General features: G+C 44.1%; 2 protein-coding genes. Both read right to left on the bottom strand.

The genetic code is table 11. The annotated features are described in order from the left end of the window. Window positions 1-479, bottom strand: a 479-nt coding sequence (locus GNE10_RS34250) for a VCBS repeat-containing protein (protein WP_185570471.1), incomplete at its 3' end; no start/stop codon positions are given. A 59-nt stretch (window positions 480-538) separates the two neighbouring features. After that, the gene (locus GNE10_RS34245) at window positions 539-1069 is read right to left on the bottom strand and encodes a DUF4915 domain-containing protein (RefSeq protein WP_185570470.1); all 531 of its coding nucleotides are present in this window, start codon (window positions 1067-1069) and stop codon (window positions 539-541) included. Between the last annotated feature and the right edge of the window lie 755 nt (window positions 1070-1824).

Raw genomic sequence — 1824 nt, 5'->3', positions numbered from 1 at the left:
TAGAACAATGTATTGCCGAAACGCTCGCCCACAAAAGCATCGAGGTCGCCATCGCCATCGATATCGGCAAAGGTGGGCTTGGCCAAAGACCCCACATTAGTCAGACCGAAGGGGTTGGTGCTGGGGGCAGCAAACTGGGGATTGCTGGCACTGCCAGTGTTGCGGTAGAAAAATGTATTGCCGAAACGCTCGCCCACAAAAGCATCCAGGTCGCCATCGCCATCGATATCGGCTAAGGTGGGTGTGGCATATAACCCCACATTAGTTATACCGAAGGGGTTGGTGCCTTGGAAGGTAAACTGGGGATTGCTGGCACTGCCAGTGTTGCGGTAGAACAATGTATTGCCGTAACGCTCGCCCACAAAAGCATCCAGGTCGCCATCGCCATCGATATCGGCAAAGATAGGCACAGCAGAATACCCCACATCAGTCAGACCGAAGGGGTTGAAAATAATGTTTAAAAATCTTGGGTCAGTCATTTTGGTTTACTCTATGTTTAAGTTAATTGGGTTTCGACTTCTCTACCAGACGCTGCGCCTTAAGCATTCGCGGAGCGTCTCCGTTCGCGGAGCGTCTCGCAAGGAGAAGCAGAAGCAGAAGCAGAAGCTATGGCGTAGGCTTTACGTTCAACCCACGGGCATGGGGCACTTGTACTGAGCGCAGCTGAAATATGGGGTATGGGGTATGGAGAATTTTCTCCCTCATCTTCTGTGCTACCAAACTTGCCGCTAGGCAGTTTCCGTAGACGCTTTGCGTCTAAGCTTTGCTGATAAGTTTCTTTAGTTGTGAGTAAATTCTCAAAGCGCCAAATTTGATAACGCGTGCTAGTATATATACTGTTGTTGACTGCATACATGCCCATTGGTTTATCAAATAAGCGATCGCTAGCCGCTATCCTACCTTGCTGATTACAACTGATAAAAAACAGCCAATTACTTTGATAAGTAGTAAAGGCAAGGCTAATACCCTGAGTTTGCAGCCAGCCAGCTAACCCTGGCGAACAGTTAATTTTTAGTTTGGGTAAGTTTGATGAAGAAATACTGTCACTGTCGGGCAGAAAATCTCCCATAGGATATTTGATTCAGTAATCATTATTTGAGCAAAAAAAATTTCTGCATCATCCATAAACAGTCAAGGGATGGAGCCAGCACCCATTGATTAAATAAGGTTGGATATCAATTAACAAGGAACAGGGAGCAGGGAGCAGGGAGCAAGGGGTATAGTTCAGATGGGGATTTAACCGCATGTGAACAATAGCCACTTAGATATAAGTGGGGGACAAAAGACTATGTTCAGCTTTGCTCAACGGCTTTTTAGTTAGGGGTCACTTTCCCAAGCAACCTACCTCCAACCAACAACCTCTTTGTTGAAAATACTGTTTATTCCACAAGGGTTTCTAGATACTGGCAAAAAAATTTTTGGCCAGTATCTAGTAAATTACAAGGGTTTCAATACTCACAGCAATTTTCATTGATTTGAATAACAGTGAAACTGGGAGCGCAAGGTCTTGCGACTCTATGGCGTGGTTTATTTAGCTGAAAACTGCTGTAATTCAAACTAAACCTCAACGTTATGGTTTACTCAGTCATTAAATAATACAATTATTAATTGTGTATTCTTTGATAGCTTCATAAAAAATTTAATAACACCGAACTCTTGAATGCTTTAGAAAACTCACATATGCTTGGCATTGCTTAGCCTACAAGATTAATTAAAGTGCCACACGCAAAGCACAATCAAGTAGGCAGTATTATCCGCAAATGTCAAGGCTGTAGCTCTGACAAGGACGACCCAAGCTCTTACAGTCTGCGCGATATACCCAAA

The sequence above is a fragment of the Nostoc sp. 2RC genome, from assembly GCF_014222165.1.
Taxonomy (GTDB): domain Bacteria; phylum Cyanobacteriota; class Cyanobacteriia; order Cyanobacteriales; family Nostocaceae; genus Nostoc; species Nostoc linckia.
The sequence above is the reverse complement of the archived record's forward strand: the minus strand, read 5'-3'. Positions and strand labels throughout refer to the sequence as shown.

Bases quoted from the DNA above. Each gene is read 5' to 3' on its own strand.
- GNE10_RS34245 (WP_185570470.1), bottom strand. From the start codon at position 1,069: ATGGGAGATTTTCTGCCCGACAGTGACAGTATTTCTTCATCAAACTTA.